Below are 19,165 nucleotides of genomic sequence, written 5' to 3' on the forward strand. Positions count from 1 at the left end.
CATCGCCGTTACGGATGCCATTGACTTTCTAGAGTATAAGCTCTAGAAAACACCCACTCTAATAATATCCGGTGCCCGACGATGCCTGCCGACGTTGCCTACCTGCACGAGTCTCAACAACAACTGGACGAGCTGCGGTCGCTCTTCGATGCCCAGCGCCAGGCCTACGCCGCCCATCCAATGCCACCGGCCGAACAGCGCCGACAATGGCTCAAGGCACTGCGCGAGGTATTGAGCAACGAACGACAAGCCGTGATCGACGCCATCAGCCAGGATTTCAGCCACCGCAGCGCCGACGAAACACTGCTGGCCGAACTGATGCCGAGCCTGCACGGTATCCATTACGCCAGCCGACATCTCCAGGGTTGGATGAAACCCTCCCGGCGCAAGGTAGGCATGGCCTTTCAACCGGCATCGGCCAAAGTGATCTATCAGCCGCTGGGGGTGGTCGGCGTCATCGTGCCATGGAACTACCCACTGTTCCTGGCCATCGGGCCGCTGGTAGGGGCATTGGCCGCGGGCAACCGGGTGATGCTCAAGCTCAGCGAATCGACACCGGCGACCGGCTTGCTGCTCAAGCAATTGCTGGCCCGGGTCTTCCCCCAGGACCTGGTCTGCGTGGTGCTTGGCGAAGCGGAAATCGGCATGGCGTTTTCCAAGCTGCCCTTCGATCACCTGCTGTTCACCGGCGCCACCAGCATCGGCAAGCATGTCATGCGGGCCGCTGCCGAAAACCTGACCCCGGTCACTCTGGAGCTGGGTGGGAAATCGCCGGCCATCGTGTCAGTCGATGTCCCCATCAAGGATGCCGCCGAACGCATTGCCTTCGGCAAAACCCTGAATGCAGGGCAAACCTGTGTCGCCCCGGACTACGTGTTGGTACCGCAGAATCGCGTCGGCGAGTTCGTTGAGGCCTATCGCGAGGCGGTACGCGGGTTTTATCCGACCCTGGCGAACAACCCGGACTACACAGCAATCATCAACGAACGACAGCTGGCGCGACTCAACGGCTACATCAGCGACGCCACCAGCAAGGGCGCGCTGCTGATCGAACTGTTCGACCAGGGCCAGGACCGCCGCATGGCCCACAGCCTGCTGCTCAATGTCAGCGACGAGATGACCGTCATGCAAGACGAGATCTTCGGCCCGCTGCTGCCCATCGTGCCCTATGACAATCTGGATCAGGCGTTCGCCTACATCAATCAGCGTCCCCGCCCGCTGGCGCTCTACTACTTTGGCTACAACAAGGCCGAACAGAACCGTGTACTCCATGAAACCCATTCCGGCGGTGTCTGCCTGAACGACACGCTGCTGCACGTCGCCCAGGACGACTTGCCGTTCGGGGGTATCGGGCCCTCGGGAATGGGGCATTACCACGGACATGAGGGTTTCCTGACCTTCAGCAAGGCCAAGGGCGTGCTGACCAAACAGCGATTCAACGCCGCGAAGCTGATTTATCCGCCCTACGGCAAGCCTTTGCAGAAACTGATCCAGAAGCTGTTTGTCCGCTGACGCGCCTCTTCCCGGGTAATAACAATAATGAACCCAAGCCTCACCGATACACCCGCACTGTCACGGCGCGGCTTGCTGAAGTTCAGCCTCGGCGCCAGCGCCTTCCTGGCCACCGTCGGCCTGGGCGCCAGCTTGAGCGGTTGTTCGCCCAGCCAACCGAGCAACGGCCTGGCGGCCCTGCGCGACAGCGACCTGCCATTTTTACGCAGCGTCATCCCCGTGATGCTGGACGGCGCAGTGGCCGCCGGACAGATTAGTACCGCCACGGACGCGACCCTGCGAAGCCTGGACAGCAGCCTGGCCCACCTGTCCCCCGCCATGCTCAAACTCACGCGCCAGCTGTTCGACGTGCTCACGCTGGGGATTACCCGCGGGCCGCTGACCGGGGTCTGGGGCTCGTGGGAAAACGCCAGCGCCGATGACATCCACCAGTTCCTCGGGCGGTGGGAAAACAGTTCGCTGGACCTGCTGCGTCAAGGCCATAGCTCATTGCTGCAACTGGTGATGATGGCCTGGTACACCCAATCCGAAGCCTGGGCGCACTGCGGGTATCCAGGACCGCCCAAGATTTGAAAGCCAGGCCCAACTCCTGTGGGAGCAAGCCCACTCCCACAGGGTTCTTCATCGTCCATCCATAATAATAAGAGAACCCCGCACATGCCCGTACCCGATCCCTTCCGCGAAGGCCTGGCCCGTGGCTGGACCACCTACAACGGTGCGCAACTGACCCAGGACCTGACCCTGGAAGCGGACGTGGCCATCGTCGGCAGCGGTGCTGGCGGCGGCACCACGGCCGAAATCCTCAGCGCCGCCGGCTACCGCGTGTTGCTGATCGAGGAAGGTCCGCTCAAGACCAGTCATGACTTCACGCTGCTCGAAGACCAGGCCTACAGCAGCCTGTATCAGGAAGGCCTGGGGCGCATGAGCAAGGACGGCGCCATCACCATTCTCCAGGGCCGGGCCGTCGGCGGCACGACGCTGATCAATTGGACTTCCAGCTTCCGCACGCCCGACCAGACCCTCGACCACTGGGCTGCCGAGCACAACGTAAAAGGCCACGGCCGCGCTGAGATGGCGCCCTGGTTTACGCAGATGGAACAACGCCTGGGCGTGGCGCCGTGGCTGATTCCGCCCAATGCCAACAACGACGTGATCCGCAAAGGTTGTGAACAATTGGGCTACGCCTGGCACGTCATCCCGCGCAACGTACGCGGCTGCTGGAACCTGGGCTATTGCGGCATGGGCTGCCCGACCAACGCCAAGCAGTCGATGCTGGTCACCACCATCCCGGCCACGCTGGACAAGGGCGGCGCGCTGCTTTACCTGGCGCGGGCCGAGCGTCTGACGATCAAAAACGATGCCGTCATCGGCCTCGAGTGCCAAGCCATGGACGAGCGTTGCGTGGCGCCGACAGGGCGGCGCATCACCGTCAAGGCGCGGCATTATGTGTTGGCGGGCGGCGGCATCAACAGCCCAGGCCTGCTGCTGCGCTCCGATGCGCCGGATCCACATCGACGCCTGGGCAAACGCACCTTCCTGCATCTGGTGAACATGTCCGCCGGGCAATTCGACGAGGTCATCAACCCGTTCTACGGCGCGCCGCAATCGATTTATTCGGATCACTTCCAATGGCAGGACGGCACCACCGGCAAAATGTCCTACAAGCTTGAAGTCCCGCCCTTGCACCCGGCCCTGGCCGCGACGCTATTGGGCGGGTTCGGTCCCGAGAACGCGTTGCACATGTCCCGACTGCCCCATACCCACGCCATGTTGGCACTGTTGCGCGACGGATTTCATCCGGACAGCCCCGGCGGCAGCGTCGAATTGCGCAGCGACGGCACCCCCGTGCTCGATTATCCCGTTACGCCGTATGCCTGGGATGGCTTGCGCCGGGCCTTCCACAGCATGGCCGAGATCCAGTTTGCCGGCGGCGCCAAGGCGGTCATGCCCTTGCACAGCGATGCCCGCTACGTTAAGACCCTGGCCGAAGCCCGCACACTGATCGACGGACTCGACCTGGCGTTGTACCGCACACGCCTGGGCAGCGCCCACGTGATGGGCGGTTGCGCCATGGGGGAAGACCCGAAAACCGCTGTCACCGACAGCCTTGGCCGCCATCACCAACTGGGCAACCTGTCGATCCATGACGGCTCGCTGTTCCCCACCAGCATCGGCGCCAACCCGCAATTATCGGTGTACGGGCTGACCGCGCAATTAGCGACGGCCCTGGCCGAACGCCTGAAAAACCCATGAACCATTTGTTGAGAAAAACAACGAACCCGTGGCGAGGGAGCTTGCTCCCGCTGGGCTGCCCAGCAGACCCATTTTGTGAGCGCTTCGCGCTCAAACGGGAGCAAGCTCCCTCGCCACGGGCTTACCGAACATCTGAATATCCGGATTATTCGCACCGTCTATAGTGCTTTCTTACGCAACAGCCGACTTGGCCGACCGAGAAGGCTGCGATACCATCCGACTCCCCAACGGACTCCCGCCAGGACGACGCGATGAACCGAGTGTTGTACCCAGGTACCTTCGACCCTATTACCAAGGGCCATGGCGATCTGGTCGAACGCGCCGCGCGCCTGTTCGACCACGTGATCATTGCCGTCGCCGCCAGCCCGAAGAAAAACCCGCTGTTCCCGCTGGAACAACGTGTGGAACTGGCCCGCGAGGTCACCAAGCACCTGCCCAACGTGGAAGTGGTCGGCTTCTCGACGCTTTTGGCGCACTTTGCCAAGGAAAAGAACGCCAATGTGTTCCTGCGCGGCCTGCGGGCGGTCTCGGACTTCGAGTACGAGTTCCAACTGGCCAACATGAACCGCCAACTGGCACCGGACGTCGAGAGCCTGTTCCTGACGCCGTCGGAGCGTTATTCCTTCATTTCCTCGACCCTGGTCCGGGAAATCGCGGCGTTGGGCGGTGATATCACCAAGTTCGTCCACCCGGCCGTGGCCGATGCGCTAACCCTGCGCTTCAAGAAATAACCCGCGGGCTGCGACCCGCTGCGCAGCCCGGCACAGCGCAGTCCATCGCGCCCGCGTGCACTGCGCTCGCCAATGCGGCACAATTGCGCCCATACGTTTTTCATATGCCCGGGCCCAACGCCCCGGCAGGAGCCCGCATGTCCCTGATCATCACCGACGACTGCATCAATTGCGACGTCTGCGAACCCGAATGCCCGAACGAGGCCATTTCCCAAGGCGAAGAGATCTACGTCATCGACCCGAACTTGTGCACCCAGTGTGTCGGCCATTACGACGAACCCCAGTGCCAACAGGTCTGCCCGGTGGATTGCATCCCCCTGGACGAGGCTCATCCGGAAACTGAAGAACAGTTGATGGCGAAATATCGCAAGATTACGGGTAAGGATTGAGCCAGATTATTCTGTAGGGTCTGTGCGGGCCCTATCGCGAGCAAGCTCGCTCCCACAGGGATCTGCTGTGTTTACACCACTTGTGCCTGAAGCAAAGCCCCTGTGGGAGCGAGCTTGCTCGCGATGAAGCCAGCAGCAACACCCAAGATTCAACTGCCTGCCTCACTCCTGCCGCTCAAACCCCTCCCCGATACACCCCAGGCACCGCACAAACGTGGCCTTCGCCGGGTCCACCACCAACGCCTTCCCCGCATCGCCGACCCCGCCGCCCAGCGCGGTAAAGGGCAACGACACCACGAATGCCCCGGCGCCAATCACCGTGGCGGCGAGCAGCAGCGGACGAGCAATCAGCAGGTCGCCGAGCATGGCGAAGGCCGGCGGGTTCTGGATGGTGTAGCGCGGGTCGCCGCTGCCTTCGCTTGCCAGGGCAGGCAAACCGACACTCAGCAGCAGCGCTAGAACGACAGGTCGAAGCAGTCTCATCGGGCGATCCTTCGGCTAAATCAGTACTACTGACTATAGACCGTAGGACAAATCAGCTCTGACAGCGTGGACACCAGACGCTAGCGCGCTGGCCCAGGCGGATTTCCCGCAGCCCCGTGCCGCAGACTTTGCACAGCTCCCCGCCCCGGCCGTAAACGAACAGTTCCTGCTGGAAATAGCCGGGTTGGCCATCCCCGCCGATAAAATCCCGCAGCGTGGTGCCACCGCGCTCGATGGCATGGGCGAGGATGCGCTTGATCTCGATCGCCAGCTTCAGGTAACGCGCCCGGGAAATGCCTCCGGCGGCCCGGCGCGGGTCGATGCCGGCGGCGAACAGGGCCTCGGTCGCGTAGATATTGCCCACCCCCACCACCACCGCGTTGTCCATGATGAACGGCTTGACCGCCATGGACCGCCCCCGCGAGAGCTGGAACAATCGTTCGCCATCGAACAGCTCGGTCAACGGCTCGGGACCCAGGCGAATCAACAACTCGTGATTGAACGGGTCAAGGCTCCAGAGCATCGCGCCAAAGCGGCGAGGGTCGGTGTAGCGCAAGGCCAGGCCGGATTCCAGCTCGATGTCCACGTGCTCGTGCTTGGCGGCCGGCATGCCGACTTCCACCAAGCGCAGGTTGCCGGACATGCCCAGGTGGCTGATCAACGTGCCCACCTCTGCATTGATCAACAGGTACTTGGCCCGCCGCTCCACCTGCACGATGCGCTGGCCCGAAAGGCGCACGTCGAGATCTTCCGGGATTGGCCAGCGCAGGCGGCGGTCGCGGACCACCACGCGGTTGACCCGCTGGCCTTCAAGATGGGGCGCAATTCCGCGACGGGTGGTTTCGACTTCCGGCAGTTCTGGCATGAGGCTCTCGAATCAGGCGAAGCCCCGCACTCAACGAGTGGCGAGGTCGCGAATTTCCTGTTTCTGGGTCTGGAAGTCGTATTCCGACAACCCGATGTAATCGAGCACAAGGCTCCCGACACAATTCCACTCGTGGTCTTCGGCCTGATTGCCGAGCACCCGGTGGGACGCACAGATGTTCTCGGACATCTTCAGGATCGCCAGCAGATTCTTCAACTGGCTGTTATTGCGTGAAGACTCGTCGCTGAAAATCGCCAGGGCATTGTGGTGGTTGGCGATGGCCTGGCTGACGTGATCCGGCAGGCGCCAGGATTTGGAAGTGTAGTAACCGACCACCGCATGGTTGGTGTTGAACTCACGATTCTCGGTGTCCACTACCCGGCACTCGGCGCTGGCATTGGCGTAGGCCTCTTCCAGCACGCCCATGTAGCTGGGGAACTGCTTGAGCATCAACGGCACCCCGCAATCGTGGAACAACCCCAGTGCATAGGCTTCGTCACCGTTCTCCAGGCCGACGCGCTTGGCCAGGGTCAGGCAAGTCATCGCCACATCCTGGGCGGTATCCCAGAAGCGGTTCAGGGTGACAATGGCGTCGTCGTGCAACTCGCCCTTGATCGACTGCGCATTGATCAGGTTGATGATCGAACGACTGCCCAACAGATTCACCGCTCGCTGGATCGAGGTGATCTTGTTGCGCAGGCCGTAATACGGCGAGTTGACGATCTTGAGCAAGGCCCCGGAAAGGCCCGGATCGTGGGAGATCAGCTTGGCGATGGTCTCCAGGTCCGGATCGGGCATGTACTGCTCCATCTGCAGATCCACCATGATCTGCGGCTGGGGCGGCACGCTGATGCCTTGCAAGGACTGTTGGATTTGTTCGGCGGAAAGTTCTTTGGACATGAGTACACACTCCGGTGTCAGGCGGGGATTCTAACCCTTAAAGATGGATCCGATACACCGCCGGGTAGATCGGCGGAACTTTCCTTCAGGCATTGGCTTCGGACCTTACAGGGCCGACAGCCAAGCCTGCATAAGGCTTGAGTCGGCAACCCAGCCACTCAGCTTGAGGAGATTTTTCATGCCTGGCTCCCTGAACAACAAACGTGTCGCCATCCTCGTGACCGACGGTTTTGAACAGGCCGAACTGACCGGCCCCCAACAGGCGCTGGAACAGGCCGGCGTCAAAGTTGACATCGTTTCGGCCCGCGAAGGCCAGGTCAAAGGCTGGAACCATGACCAGCCGGCCGACGACTTTCGGATCGACCTGACCTTCAAGGCGGCCAATGTCGAACAGTACGACGCCGTGGTGCTGCCCGGTGGCGTGCAGAACTCCGACACCATCCGCATCGACACCGATGCCCAGAAACTGGTCAAGGGCTTCGAGGCGGCGGGCAAGCCCATTGCGGTGATTTGCCATGGCGGCTGGTTGCTGGTGTCGAGCGGGCTGGTCAAGGGCAAGACCATGACCAGCTACAAGCCCCTCAAGGATGACCTGGTCAACGCCGGCGCGAACTGGGTCGATAAGGAAGTGGTCAAGGACGGCACATTGATCAGCAGCCGTCAGCCCGATGACATTCCGGCGTTCAACCGCGAGTTGATCAGCGCGTTGTCCGCCTGAAACCTGCCCGATACCGTGGTGAGGGAGCCCGCTTCCTCACCACATGTCCACCACCAGCCCCGCCACGGTTGCAACACGGTATACTCCCGCTCTTTTTTCCGGAGCGACGTCATGTCCCTGCCTAGCCTGCGCCTCAAAGCCAACGCCGACCGTCGCCTGCGCGCCGGCCACCTGTGGGTCTACAGCAACGAAATCGATGTAGCCGCCACCCCGCTGCACGGCTTCAAGGCCGGTGACCAGGCCATCCTCGAAGCCGCCGGCGGCAAGCCGCTGGGCATCGTTGCGATGAGCCCCAACAACCTGATCTGCGCCCGGCTGTTGTCCCGCGACGTGAAGCTGCCGCTGGACAAATCCCTGCTGGTGCATCGCCTCAACGTGGCGTTGTCCCTGCGCGAGCGGCTGTTCGACAAGCCGTTCTATCGCCTGGTCTACGGTGATTCCGACCTGTTGCCAGGCCTGGTGGTCGACCGTTTCGGCGACATCCTGGTGGTGCAGATCGCCTCTGCCACCATGGAAGCTCACAAGGACGACGTGATCGCCGCCCTGACCCAGGTGCTCAAGCCCAGCGGCATCCTGTTCAAGAACGACTCCGCGGCCCGTGACGCCGAAGGCCTGAACCGCTACGTCGAGACCGTGTTCGGCCTGGTGCCGGAGTGGGTCGCCCTGGAAGAGAACGGCGTGAAGTTCGAAGCGCCGGTCATGGAAGGCCAGAAAACCGGCTGGTTCTACGACCACCGCATGAACCGCGCACGCCTGGCCCCGTACGCCAAGGGCAAGCGCGTCCTGGACCTGTTCAGCTACATCGGCGGCTGGGGCGTGCAAGCCGCAGCGTTCGGCGCCAGTGAAGTGTTCTGCGTCGATGCTTCGGCCTTTGCCCTCGACGGTGTCGAGCGCAACGCCGCGCTGAACGGCTTTGCCGAGAAGCTGACCTGCATCGAAGGCGACGTGTTCGAAGCCCTGAAGGAGCTCAAGGCCAGCGAAGAACGCTTCGACGTGATCGTGGCCGACCCACCCGCTTTCATCAAGCGCAAGAAAGACCTGAAAAACGGTGAGGGCGCCTATCGCCGCCTCAACGAACAAGCCATGCGCCTGCTCAGCAAGGACGGCATCCTGGTCAGCGCATCGTGCTCGATGCACCTGCCCGAAGACGACCTGCAAAACATCCTGCTGACCAGCGCTCGTCACCTGGACCGCAACATTCAACTGCTCGAACGCGGCGGCCAGGGGCCGGACCATCCGGTACACCCGGCCATTGCCGAAACCCGCTACATCAAGAGCATCACCTGCCGGCTGTTGCCCAACAGCTGAGGCCAGGCGGGGCCAGTGCCGTAGCGCTGTGCCCCGCGCACTCCAATTGCATTCTGATCGCAGCCTTGGCTGCGTTTTTTTTGCGTGCCTGAATAAGTCCCTGGCGCAAAAGTCAATAAGTAGCAAACGTCTGTAGGAGTCCCCCCACGTCATTACCAGAACCTTCCTACTCAATCTCCCCCTCGCCTGGCTGGCATGACGCATTAGGATTGAAAGCGACCCTCAGGTACGTCCTGGAACTGTTCGATGACTGATCCGCAAAACCACCTGGCCGCCCGCAAACCCGCCACCGTCGGCCTATTACTGACCCTGACACTGCTCGGGGTCTTTCCAATCGACGTCGTGCTGCCTTCGTTCCCCGCCCTGTCCGAGCAGTTCGAACGTCCATCGTCGGACATTGCCCTGTCTGTCAGCCTGTTCGCGGTGGGCATCGCCCTTTCGCAACTGCTGGTTGGCCCACTCTCCGACGTCATGGGGCGAAAGAACCTGCTGTTGATCGGGATCAGCGTTTCAGCGGTCGGGGCAACAGGTTGCGTGCTCGCCGATGGCTACTGGTCCTTTCTGTTCTTCCGCGTCGTCCAGGCCTTGGGCTGCGGTTGTTTCGTGCTGTCCCAGGCGTTGATACAGGACTTGTTCACAGGCGGGGAGCAGCAGCGACTGCGTATATTCCTGGTCACCTGCGGCGGCATTTTCATTTCCGTTTCGCCCCTGGCCGGCACCGGACTACAAAGCTGGATGGGCTGGCGCGGCAGCTTCCTGGTGTTCGTGGCCCTGGCGGTCGGCGTGTTTGTGGGCGCCAGCCTGTTACTCAAACCTTCCCCCGCGGGTCGCCCACGCCAGCGCCTGGACTTCATTGCGTCTTATCGAAAGGTCTGTGGCGACTTCAGCTTCATGACCTATTGGTTGACATCGGCACTGGCCTTTTCCTGCCACTTTTCGTTTATCGTCATTTCGCCGCTGCTGCTCATCGATCAGTTACAACTCTCGCCCGAGGCCTTTTCGTGGGCACTGCTGGGCTACGGACTGGCTTATATCGGCGGCGGAGCGGTGGCGACCGTGCTGAGCAATCGAATCGCCCCCCAGACGCAAATCATCACAGGCCTTGGCCTGATCCTGGCGGCGGGGATCCTGATGCTTGGGCTCTCCAGCCAATTGGGCTTGTCGGTCACCACCCTGCTGCTGCCCATGATCGTGTGCACCGCCGGAACGACCATTGCCCGGGCGGCGGCCCATACCCTGGCAATGAATCAATTCCCGGAGCAAGCCGGTACGTCCGCCTCGGCCGGCAGCGTGCTGATCTTCATCGTTGGCGGCCTGACCAGTGCTGCGATCAGCCTCACCCCGCTGGACAGGCAGATGACGCTGGCCCTGTGCCTGATGCTGCTCAGCGCCCTGGGGCTGGGGCTCAATAGCCTGGCCCGGCACCGTCACAGGGCGCTGTTGGCCGGCTGAGCGTTGCCAGTCGTCATCTCAAGCGCGACATTGGCGCCCGATCAGCGCTTTGCGTCATTTCATCCTGGCGCCAGCGGTGTAGAATCGCGACATTCATCGCCATTCATCCCCGGCGGGTTTATGAGCTCATGCTGAGGCGCGCAGCGATCCTGCAAAGTCATCGGCCACTTCCGGACACTCGGCCAATCCCCGGTGTTCCAGAACGTCAACAGAAGCTCACTTCCCCTTTGATATCTGATTAGCCGCCCGGAGTGCTCCATGCCTGATTACCGCTCGAAAACATCCACCCATGGCCGCAACATGGCCGGCGCCCGTGCCTTGTGGCGCGCCACGGGGATGAAGGATGACGACTTCAAGAAGCCGATCATCGCCATTGCCAACTCCTTCACCCAGTTCGTACCGGGTCACGTGCATCTCAAGGACCTGGGTCAGTTGGTCGCCCGGGAAATCGAACGCGTGGGCGGCGTTGCCAAGGAATTCAACACCATCGCCGTGGACGATGGCATCGCCATGGGCCATGACGGCATGCTCTATTCGCTGCCCAGCCGCGAGATCATCGCCGACTCCGTCGAATACATGGTCAATGCCCACTGCGCCGACGCCATCGTGTGCATTTCCAACTGCGACAAGATCACCCCGGGCATGCTCATGGCCGCCCTGCGCCTGAACATCCCGGTAATCTTCGTCTCCGGCGGCCCGATGGAAGCCGGCAAGACCAAGCTCGCCAGCCACGGCCTCGACTTGGTCGACGCCATGGTGATCGCCGCCGACTCCAGCGCCTCCGACGAGAAGGTTGCCGAGTACGAGCGCAGCGCCTGCCCGACCTGCGGTTCGTGCTCCGGCATGTTCACCGCCAACTCGATGAACTGCCTCACCGAAGCCCTGGGCCTGGCCCTGCCGGGCAACGGTTCGACCCTGGCCACCCACAGCGACCGCGAACAGCTGTTCCTGCAGGCCGGCCGCACCATCGTCGAGCTGTGCAAGCGCTACTACGGTGAGAACGACGAGTCGGTGTTGCCGCGCAACATCGCCAACTTCAAGGCGTTCGAAAACGCCATGACCCTGGACATCGCCATGGGCGGTTCCACCAACACCATCTTGCACTTGCTGGCCGCTGCCCAGGAAGCCGAGATCGATTTCGACCTGCGCGACATCGACCGCCTGTCCCGTCACGTGCCGCAACTGTGCAAGGTCGCGCCGAACATCCAGAAGTACCACATGGAAGACGTGCACCGCGCCGGCGGGATCTTCAGCATCCTCGGCTCCCTGGCCCGTGGCGGCCTGCTGCACACCGACCTGCCGACCGTGCACAGCAAGAGCATGGCCGAAGCCATCGCCAAGTGGGACATCACCCAGACCACCGACGAGGCCGTTCACCACTTCTTCAAGGCCGGCCCGGCGGGCATTCCGACGCAAACCGCATTCAGCCAGTCGACACGTTGGGAGACCCTGGACGACGACCGTGAAAACGGCTGCATCCGCAGCGTCGAGCACGCGTATTCCAAGGAAGGCGGCCTGGCCGTGCTCTACGGCAACATCGCCCTGGATGGCTGCGTGGTGAAAACCGCCGGTGTCGACGAGTCGATCCATGTGTTCGAAGGCAACGCGAAGATTTTCGAAAGCCAGGACAGCGCCGTACGGGGCATCCTCGCTGACGAAGTGAAGGCCGGTGACATCGTGATCATTCGCTACGAAGGTCCGAAAGGCGGCCCGGGCATGCAGGAAATGCTCTACCCAACCTCCTACCTGAAGTCCAAGGGCCTGGGCAAAGCCTGCGCCTTGCTGACCGATGGCCGGTTCTCCGGCGGCACCTCGGGCCTGTCCATCGGCCACGCTTCGCCGGAGGCTGCGGCGGGCGGCGCCATCGGTCTGGTGCGCGACGGCGACAAGGTCCTGATCGACATTCCGAACCGCTCGATCAACCTGTTGATCAGCGACGAAGAGCTGGCCGGGCGCCGCGTCGAACAGGACAACAAAGGCTGGAAACCGGTGGAAGTGCGTCCACGCAAAGTCACCACGGCCCTCAAGGCCTACGCCCTGCTCGCCACCAGCGCCGACAAGGGCGCGGTGCGTAACAAGGCGATGCTCGACGGCCTGTAAGCGTCGTTAGCCGCAATAAAAATGCCCCGCCAAGTGCGGGGCTTTTTTTGGGCGCCTGTTCGGACTCTGGAACCACATGATTCCCCGTGGCGAGGGAGCTTGCTCCCGCTCGGCTGCGAAGCAGTCGTAAACCGGCAGGTGCGGTGTGTCTGATGCTCCGCATTTGGAGGTTTTGGGGCTGCTACGCAGCCCAGCGGGAGCAAGCTCCCTCGCCACAAAGGCAATACCTTGCCTCTTTGATGCCGTGTTACTGGATATCTTCCGGCTTGACGATCACCCAGTTCTTGTCCGCTGTCACCGGCAGTCCTTCCTTGGCCTGGGCGGCAGCGTGCTTGGCCATCATGCCGTTAATCTGGGTCATGTATTTGTCCTTGCGGTTGACCCACAGGTGGATGCCGCCCTTGGCTACGTCCACATCGTGGAACAACATGTAGCCGTCACTGCTCGGCGTGTCGCCAGCGACCAGCACCGGTTTTTTCCATTCGTCGATGTACGTCAGGATCGCCGCGTGCTTGCCGGCCATCCAGGTCGCCGGGGTCCACAGGTAAGGCGTGTACTCCAGGCCGAGGTTGGCCTTCTCGTCATATTTGCCGGCGGTAATCTGCTTGCGCGCGGTGGTCAGCTCGCCGGTCTTGCGGTCCTTGAGCAGCGTGGTCACGCCGATGACGTTCTGCGGCTTGAGGTTGTAGCCGTACTTCGGATCGGAGGCGACCATGCGCACCAATTCTTCGGAAGCGGCGGTCATGACATAGACCTCGATGCCGTTTTCCATCAGTTTGTTGTACAGCTCAGCCTGGCCGGTGAAGACTTTCGGCGGGTTGACGTTATACTGGACCACCTTGTCACCGTCGTAATAGGTGGTCGGCACTGGCTTGCCGGACGCCATCAGCTCGTCGACATAGCCCTTGAGCTCCTTGAGGGTGAAGCCGGAGAACACCTGGGCCACCCATGGGTAGCAGACCATGTCATCCACTTCGCACAGGCGGTAGTAATAGCTGAACAGGCTTTCCTTGTGATCGGCGGTGTCCTTGAACGGCATCAGCTTCAAGGATGGGTCCAGGCTTTCCCGGGTGATGAGGCCCTTGTTCTCCATGAACGGCAGCAACGACTCTTCCAGATCGTAGCGGTAACTGGTGTTGTCCATGTCGAACACCGCGTAGTTACCCTTGTTGGCGTTGGCCGCGATCATCGTCTCCAGAGCCTTGGCTTGTTCCGCCGGCCAGTGTTTGAGATCGGTGGCCAATGCCTGGCCGGCGAGACCAAGGCTCAAGGCGACAGCGAGAAAACGAGGTGCGAGTTTCATCGGCATTTCTCCCGGGTTCAAAAGAACTCGACGCTAACAAATGCTTGTGACAGTCCTCGCCTACCCGCGACCGCCTGCGTCTTGATTGCGCCAGCGACATATCCGTAAACGTCGCTGCCTTATTCCATAAACGACAATCTACATGCGTTTTTAGTATTAATTCATTAGTTATCAGGCTGTTAGGCTTCCCGGCTCACAGTCGCGGCTTCGGGCGACTGGCACGCCTTGTCGGAGTCTTTTTGATGAATCTGCCGCTGACCCTCAATCTTCTGGTGTTCCTCGCCTTGCTGTTCGGCCTGGCACAAACCCGCCACCGCACCGGGAGCCTGGCCAGGAAAGTGCTGCTGGCACTGGTACTGGGCGTGGCGTTCGGTCTCGCCCTGCACACGATTTATGGCGCCGGCAACCCGGTGCTCAAGGCCTCGATCGGCTGGTTCGACCTGGTGGGCAACGGCTACGTGCAGTTGCTGCAAATGATCGTTATCCCGCTGGTCTTCGCCTCGATCCTCAGCGCCGTGGCCCGCCTGCATAACGCCTCGTCCCTGGGCAAGATCAGCTTCCTGACCATCGGCGCGCTGCTGCTGACCACCGCCATCGCCGCGCTGATCGGTATTGGCCTGACCAACCTGTTCGGCCTGACCGCCGAAGGCCTGGTGGCCGGCCCCCAGGAACTGGCGCGCCTGCAAGTGATCCAAAGCGACTACGCCGGCAAGGTCGCCGACCTGAATGTCCCGCAATTGCTGCTTTCGTTCATTCCGCAAAACCCCTTTGCCGACCTGGCCCGGGCCAAGCCGACCTCGATCATCAGCGTGGTGATCTTCGCCGCGTTCCTCGGAGTCGCGGCGCTGCAGTTGCTCAAGGACGACGTGGAGAAAGGCCAGAAAGTGATCAACGCCATCGACACCCTGCAAAGCTGGGTGACGCGCCTGGTGCGCCTGGTAATGAAGCTGACGCCGTACGGTGTGCTGGCGCTGATGACCAAGGTGGTGGCCGGTTCCAACCTGCAGGACATCATCAAGCTCGGCAGTTTTGTCGTGGTGTCGTACCTGGGGCTGGGCCTGATGTTCGTGGTCCATGGCCTGCTGGTGTCTGCTGCCGGGATCAACCCGTTGCGCTTTTTCCGCAAGATCTGGCCGGTGCTGACCTTCGCCTTCACCAGCCGCTCAAGCGCGGCCACCATCCCGTTGAGCATTGAAGCCCAGACCAGCCGCCTCGGCATTCCACGGACGATCGCCAGCTTCAGCGCCTCGTTCGGCGCCACTATCGGCCAGAACGGTTGTGCCGGCCTTTATCCGGCCATGCTGGCGGTGATGGTCGCGCCGACTGTGGGCATCAACCCGCTGGATCCGGTGTGGATCGCGACGCTGGTGGCGATCGTGACGTTGAGTTCGGCCGGGGTGGCCGGGGTCGGTGGCGGCGCGACGTTCGCCGCGCTGATCGTGCTGCCGGCCATGGGGTTGCCGGTCGCGCTAGTGGCGTTGCTGATTTCCGTCGAACCGCTGATCGACATGGGCCGTACGGCGTTGAACGTCAGCGGCTCGATCACCGCCGGGGCGATTACCAGCCAGGTGATGCAGCAGACTGACAAGGCGTTGCTCGATGCCGAGGCGCATGGGGAGTTGGTACACGCTTGATGGGGGGCACCTGATCGATTGATCGTTCCCACGCTACGTGGGAACGATCTACGCTTGTCTCAACGCTTCTCCCACACCTCGAAGCTGTAGGCCGGTTTGTCCCCTTCAGCCGGGTTCGGCTGGTTCGAGACCAACGTCCACTGGCTCGAATCGAATTCCGGAAACCACGCATCCCCCTCCGGGCTCAAGGCCACGCGGGTCAGGTACAGCCGATCCGCCTGCGCCAGCGCCTGGGCGTACAGTTGCGCGCCGCCGATCAACATCAGCTCGTCGACGCCCTGTTCCAGCGCCCAGGCCTCGGCCCGCGCCACCGCTGCCTCCAGCGTGGAAAAAACCTCCGCGCCCTCCAGCACCAACCCCGGCTGACGGCTGACCACGATGTTCAGGCGTCCCGGCAGCGGTCGACCGAGGGAATCCCAGGTCTTGCGCCCCATGATGATCGGCTTGCCCAGGGTGGTGGCCTTGAAGTATTTGAAATCCCCGGGCAGGTGCCAGGGCATGCTGTTGTCGACGCCGATCACACGGTTTTCACCGAGGGCTGCGATCAGGCTTAGGGGGAGAGTTTTGTTCATGGCGGCGAGGATACCAGAGGCTCGACATACCCCGACAGGCTTCACAGCGGTTATGCTCAACCCTCATTCGAGCAACGGAAACCCTCGTGACAGTACTGCAGAACCTCTGGTTGACCGAGACGATACGCCTGCGTGAAGAACACGCCGGCCCGCTCGAGGACCAGGAAGCCAATCGCCTGGCCCGTGCGGCCGGCGGCGACTTAGCCACTCGCATCCACCACCGCGCCCGCTGGCTGGCCGAGCGCGATGGCCTCACCGAGGCCCTGCGCCATTGGTTGCAAGGGGCGCGCCTGGCGCTGATCGCATTGGCGCTGATCGCCATCATCAGCGGCGCCGGCCTGGGGTTTGCCGCACTCGGCGACGGGCAGGCACCGGTCAATGTGTTCTGGGCCTTGGGCAGCCTGTTGGGGCTGAACCTGATCCTGCTCATCAGCTGGGCCCTGGGCCTGGTATTCGCTGGCGAGCAAGGTGCCACGCTGGGACGCCTGTGGTTGTGGCTCAGCGAAAAACTCGCCCGCGATGCCAAGGCCGCCCAACTGGCGCCGGCCCTGCTGCTGTTGCTGCAACGGCACAAACTCAATCGCTGGGCCCTCGGCGTGTTGGTCAATGGCCTGTGGCTGCTGGCGATGCTCAGCGCGCTGGTCATCGTACTGATGTTGATGGCGACCCGGCGCTACGGCTTCGTCTGGGAAACCACTATCCTCGGCGGCGGGACCTTCGTCGCCATGACCCAGGCCCTCGGTGCGCTGCCCGCCCTGCTGGGTTTCAGCGTGCCGACGGTGGAAATGATCCGCGCCAGTGGTGGCGATGCCGCCCTGAACATCGAGAGCGCGCGCCAGGCCTGGGCTGCCTGGCTGGTCGGTGTGCTGCTGGTCTATGGCCTGCTGCCGCGCTTGTGCCTGGCACTGTTGTGCCTGTGGCGCTGGCGGCGCGGTCGCGCCACGCTGCGCCTGGACCTGAACCTGCCGGGCTACGCCCAATTGCGTGAACGGCTGATGCCCAGCAGCGAGCGACTGGGCGTCAACGACGCCGCCCCCGCGCAATTGCATCCCATCGAAAATGCTGTCAGTGCAATAAACAGCGACGGCGCGCTGCTGGTGGCAATCGAGTTGGACGATCGGCCCTGGCCGCCCAAGCTGCCCGAAACCGTGAAAAGCGCCGGCATTCTCGACAGCCGCGAGTCGCGCCACAAACTTCTCGAACAATTGTCGCGCTTTGCGCCGGCGCGCCTGGCAATTGCCTGCGACCCACGCCGTTCGCCGGACCGCGGCAGCCTGGCGCTGATCGCCGAGCTAGCCCGCAGTGCCGGCGCCACCCGCGTCTGGCTGTTGCAGGCGCCGCCTGGCGAAGCGCTGGACGCCGAGCGCCTGGGCGACTGGCACACCGCACTGCAACAGTTGCAGTTGCCCTTCGCCGACTGCATGCCCTTGAACTGGCTGGAGACCGGCCATGACTGAGCCCATGAAGCCGCTGAAGCTGGCCGTGGTCGGCCACACCAACGTGGGCAAGACCTCGCTGCTGCGCACCTTGACCCGCGACGTCGGCTTCGGCGAAGTGTCCCATCGCCCGAGCACCACCCGCCATGTCGAAGGTGCGCGCCTGTCGGTGGACGGCGAAGCGCTGCTGGAACTGTACGACACGCCGGGCCTGGAAGACGCCATCGCCCTGCTCGATTACCTCGAGCGCCTGGAGCGTCCTGGCGAACGCCTCGACGGCCCGGCGCGCCTGGCCCGCTTTCTCGAGGGCAGCGAGGCGCGGCAACGCTTCGAACAAGAAGCCAAAGTGCTGCGACAACTGCTCGCCAGCGACGCCGGGCTTTATGTGATCGACGCCCGGGAGCCGGTGCTGGCCAAGTACCGCGATGAATTGGAAGTCCTCGCCAGTTGTGGCAAGCCGCTGCTGCCGGTGTTGAATTTCGTCAGCAGCGCCCACCATCGCGAGCCCGACTGGCGCGAAGCGCTGGCGCGCTTGGGGCTGCACGCCCTGGTGCGTTTTGACAGCGTGGCTCCGCCCGAGGACGGCGAGCGACGCCTGTATGAAAGCCTCGCGCTGTTGCTGGAAAGCGCCCGTGGGCAACTGGAGCGCCTGGTCGCCGATCAACAGGTCCAACGCCTGGCCCGCCAGCAGAGCGCGGCGCGCTTGATCGCCGAACTGCTGATCGACTGCGCCGCCTGCCGACGCAGCGTCGCCAGCGACGCCGAACTGGAACGCGAGGCCATCAGTGAACTGCGCAAAGCGGTGCGTCAGCGCGAGCAGCGCTGCGTCGAGTCCCTGCTCAAGCTTTACGCTTTTCGTCCCCAGGACGCCGCCGCCAGCGATCTGCCGCTGCTCGACGGACGCTGGGGCGATGACCTGTTCAACCCCGAGACCCTCAAGCAACTGGGCGTACGCGTCGGTGGCGGGATCGCGGCGGGCGCAGCGGCCGGGGCTGGCGTGGATTTGCTGGTGGGCGGCCTGACCCTTGGCGCCGCTGCCCTGGCCGGGGCCATTGTCGGCGGCACCCTGCAAACCGCCCGCAGCTATGGCAACCGGCTGATGGGCAAGCTCAAGGGGCAACGGGAATTGACCGTGGACGACAGCGTGCTGCGCCTGTTGGCCCTGCGCCAACGCCAACTGCTGCAAGCCCTCGACCAGCGCGGCCATGCGGCAATGGACAGCATCCGCATCGCCACACCCCAGGACAAGACCTGGCGCGAGGGCAAGCTGCCCGACGCCTTGAACAAGGCGCGGGCGCATCCGCAGTGGTCGTCGCTCAATACTCAACCGCGATTGAGCCAGGCAGAACGCCAGGAACTGATTGAGCAGTTGGCTGAGCAGCTCTGAACGACACAAAACCTTGCGCCAAGTACACAAAACCCTGTGGCGAGGGAGCTTGCTCCCGCTGGGTTGCGAAGCAGCCCTAAAACCTGACACCTCGGTGTATCAGATCAATCACATTTTGGGGC

Annotated in this window: 17 protein-coding genes; 12 read left to right on the forward strand and 5 right to left on the reverse strand. The window is 62.7% G+C overall.

Going from position 1 to position 19,165, the window contains the following annotated elements:
- The first annotated feature begins 81 nt into the window (after positions 1-81).
- The 5 genes from V7773_RS13925 (at position 82) to V7773_RS13945 (ending at position 4,885) form a co-directional block, all read left to right on the forward strand.
- Positions 82-1,512: a coniferyl aldehyde dehydrogenase gene (locus V7773_RS13925; protein WP_336073904.1), complete on the forward strand. Its 1,431-nt coding sequence runs from the start codon at positions 82-84 to the stop codon at positions 1,510-1,512.
- Positions 1,513-1,539: 27 nt separating this feature from the next.
- Positions 1,540-2,085 carry a twin-arginine translocation pathway signal protein gene (locus V7773_RS13930; protein WP_092221391.1) on the forward strand — a complete coding sequence of 182 codons (546 nt, stop codon included), beginning with the start codon at positions 1,540-1,542 and terminating at the stop codon, positions 2,083-2,085.
- Positions 2,086-2,169: 84 nt separating this feature from the next.
- Positions 2,170-3,765 carry a GMC family oxidoreductase gene (locus V7773_RS13935; RefSeq protein WP_063323947.1) on the forward strand — a complete coding sequence of 532 codons (1,596 nt, stop codon included), beginning with the start codon at positions 2,170-2,172 and terminating at the stop codon, positions 3,763-3,765.
- A gap of 251 nt (positions 3,766-4,016) precedes the next feature.
- Entirely contained in the window at positions 4,017-4,496 is a 480-nt protein-coding gene (gene coaD / locus V7773_RS13940) for a pantetheine-phosphate adenylyltransferase (RefSeq protein WP_003177462.1), read from the forward strand.
- A 137-nt stretch (positions 4,497-4,633) separates the two neighbouring features.
- Positions 4,634-4,885, forward strand: coding sequence for a YfhL family 4Fe-4S dicluster ferredoxin (locus tag V7773_RS13945; RefSeq protein WP_060740180.1), 252 nt, complete (start codon positions 4,634-4,636; stop codon positions 4,883-4,885).
- A 162-nt stretch (positions 4,886-5,047) separates the two neighbouring features.
- Here the strand turns inward: V7773_RS13945 and V7773_RS13950 are convergent, their stop codons facing one another.
- The 3 genes from V7773_RS13950 to V7773_RS13960 are packed head-to-tail and all read right to left on the reverse strand — an operon-like array spanning position 5,048 to position 7,079.
- Positions 5,048-5,368: a multidrug transporter gene (locus V7773_RS13950; protein WP_336073907.1), complete on the reverse strand. Its 321-nt coding sequence runs from the start codon at positions 5,366-5,368 to the stop codon at positions 5,048-5,050.
- A 52-nt stretch (positions 5,369-5,420) separates the two neighbouring features.
- Positions 5,421-6,233, reverse strand: coding sequence for a bifunctional DNA-formamidopyrimidine glycosylase/DNA-(apurinic or apyrimidinic site) lyase (mutM, locus tag V7773_RS13955; RefSeq protein ID WP_336073908.1), 813 nt, complete (start codon positions 6,231-6,233; stop codon positions 5,421-5,423).
- 30 nt (positions 6,234-6,263) lie between these two features.
- Positions 6,264-7,079 carry an HDOD domain-containing protein gene (locus tag V7773_RS13960; protein ID WP_170867267.1) on the reverse strand — a complete coding sequence of 272 codons (816 nt, stop codon included), beginning with the start codon at positions 7,077-7,079 and terminating at the stop codon, positions 6,264-6,266.
- 232 nt (positions 7,080-7,311) lie between these two features.
- On the opposite strand from V7773_RS13960, the gene V7773_RS13965 reads away from it, so the two are divergent.
- From V7773_RS13965 to ilvD, 4 genes are all read left to right on the forward strand, one after another.
- The gene (locus V7773_RS13965) at positions 7,312-7,851 is read left to right on the forward strand and encodes a type 1 glutamine amidotransferase domain-containing protein (RefSeq protein WP_336073909.1); all 540 of its coding nucleotides are present in this window, start codon (positions 7,312-7,314) and stop codon (positions 7,849-7,851) included.
- Positions 7,852-7,962: 111 nt separating this feature from the next.
- Complete coding sequence (locus V7773_RS13970) at positions 7,963-9,159, forward strand: class I SAM-dependent rRNA methyltransferase (RefSeq protein WP_003206543.1); 1,197 nt, start codon at positions 7,963-7,965, stop codon at positions 9,157-9,159.
- 246 nt (positions 9,160-9,405) lie between these two features.
- Positions 9,406-10,611, forward strand: coding sequence for an MFS transporter (locus V7773_RS13975; RefSeq protein WP_336073910.1), 1,206 nt, complete (start codon positions 9,406-9,408; stop codon positions 10,609-10,611).
- A gap of 258 nt (positions 10,612-10,869) precedes the next feature.
- A complete protein-coding gene (gene ilvD / locus V7773_RS13980; protein WP_092150030.1) occupies positions 10,870-12,711 on the forward strand; it encodes a dihydroxy-acid dehydratase in 1,842 nt (613 codons plus the stop codon).
- 247 nt (positions 12,712-12,958) lie between these two features.
- Here the strand turns inward: ilvD and V7773_RS13985 are convergent, their stop codons facing one another.
- Positions 12,959-14,014 carry a phosphorylcholine phosphatase gene (locus V7773_RS13985; RefSeq protein WP_092150027.1) on the reverse strand — a complete coding sequence of 352 codons (1,056 nt, stop codon included), beginning with the start codon at positions 14,012-14,014 and terminating at the stop codon, positions 12,959-12,961.
- Positions 14,015-14,256: 242 nt separating this feature from the next.
- On the opposite strand from V7773_RS13985, the gene V7773_RS13990 reads away from it, so the two are divergent.
- Positions 14,257-15,648 (forward strand): L-cystine transporter, encoded by a 1,392-nt coding sequence (locus tag V7773_RS13990; RefSeq protein WP_336073911.1) that lies wholly within the window; start codon positions 14,257-14,259, stop codon positions 15,646-15,648.
- A gap of 59 nt (positions 15,649-15,707) precedes the next feature.
- Here the strand turns inward: V7773_RS13990 and V7773_RS13995 are convergent, their stop codons facing one another.
- On the reverse strand, positions 15,708-16,220 hold the full coding sequence (locus tag V7773_RS13995; RefSeq protein ID WP_063323939.1) for a dihydrofolate reductase: 513 nt from the start codon (positions 16,218-16,220) through the stop codon (positions 15,708-15,710).
- Between the two features lie 86 nt (positions 16,221-16,306).
- Between V7773_RS13995 and V7773_RS14000 the strand changes: the two genes are divergently transcribed.
- Together V7773_RS14000 and V7773_RS14005 are read left to right on the forward strand one after the other, a co-directional pair.
- Positions 16,307-17,677, forward strand: a complete 1,371-nt coding sequence (locus V7773_RS14000) for a DUF2868 domain-containing protein (RefSeq protein WP_336073912.1) — start codon at positions 16,307-16,309, stop codon at positions 17,675-17,677.
- Positions 17,670-19,043 carry a GTPase/DUF3482 domain-containing protein gene (locus tag V7773_RS14005; protein WP_336073913.1) on the forward strand — a complete coding sequence of 458 codons (1,374 nt, stop codon included), beginning with the start codon at positions 17,670-17,672 and terminating at the stop codon, positions 19,041-19,043. The genes V7773_RS14000 and V7773_RS14005 overlap by 8 nt, the downstream gene beginning before the upstream one ends.
- Positions 19,044-19,165: the final 122 nt, after the last annotated feature.

Source organism: Pseudomonas sp. 3JA (assembly GCF_036961705.1).
Lineage (GTDB): Bacteria > Pseudomonadota > Gammaproteobacteria > Pseudomonadales > Pseudomonadaceae > Aquipseudomonas > Aquipseudomonas fluorescens_Q.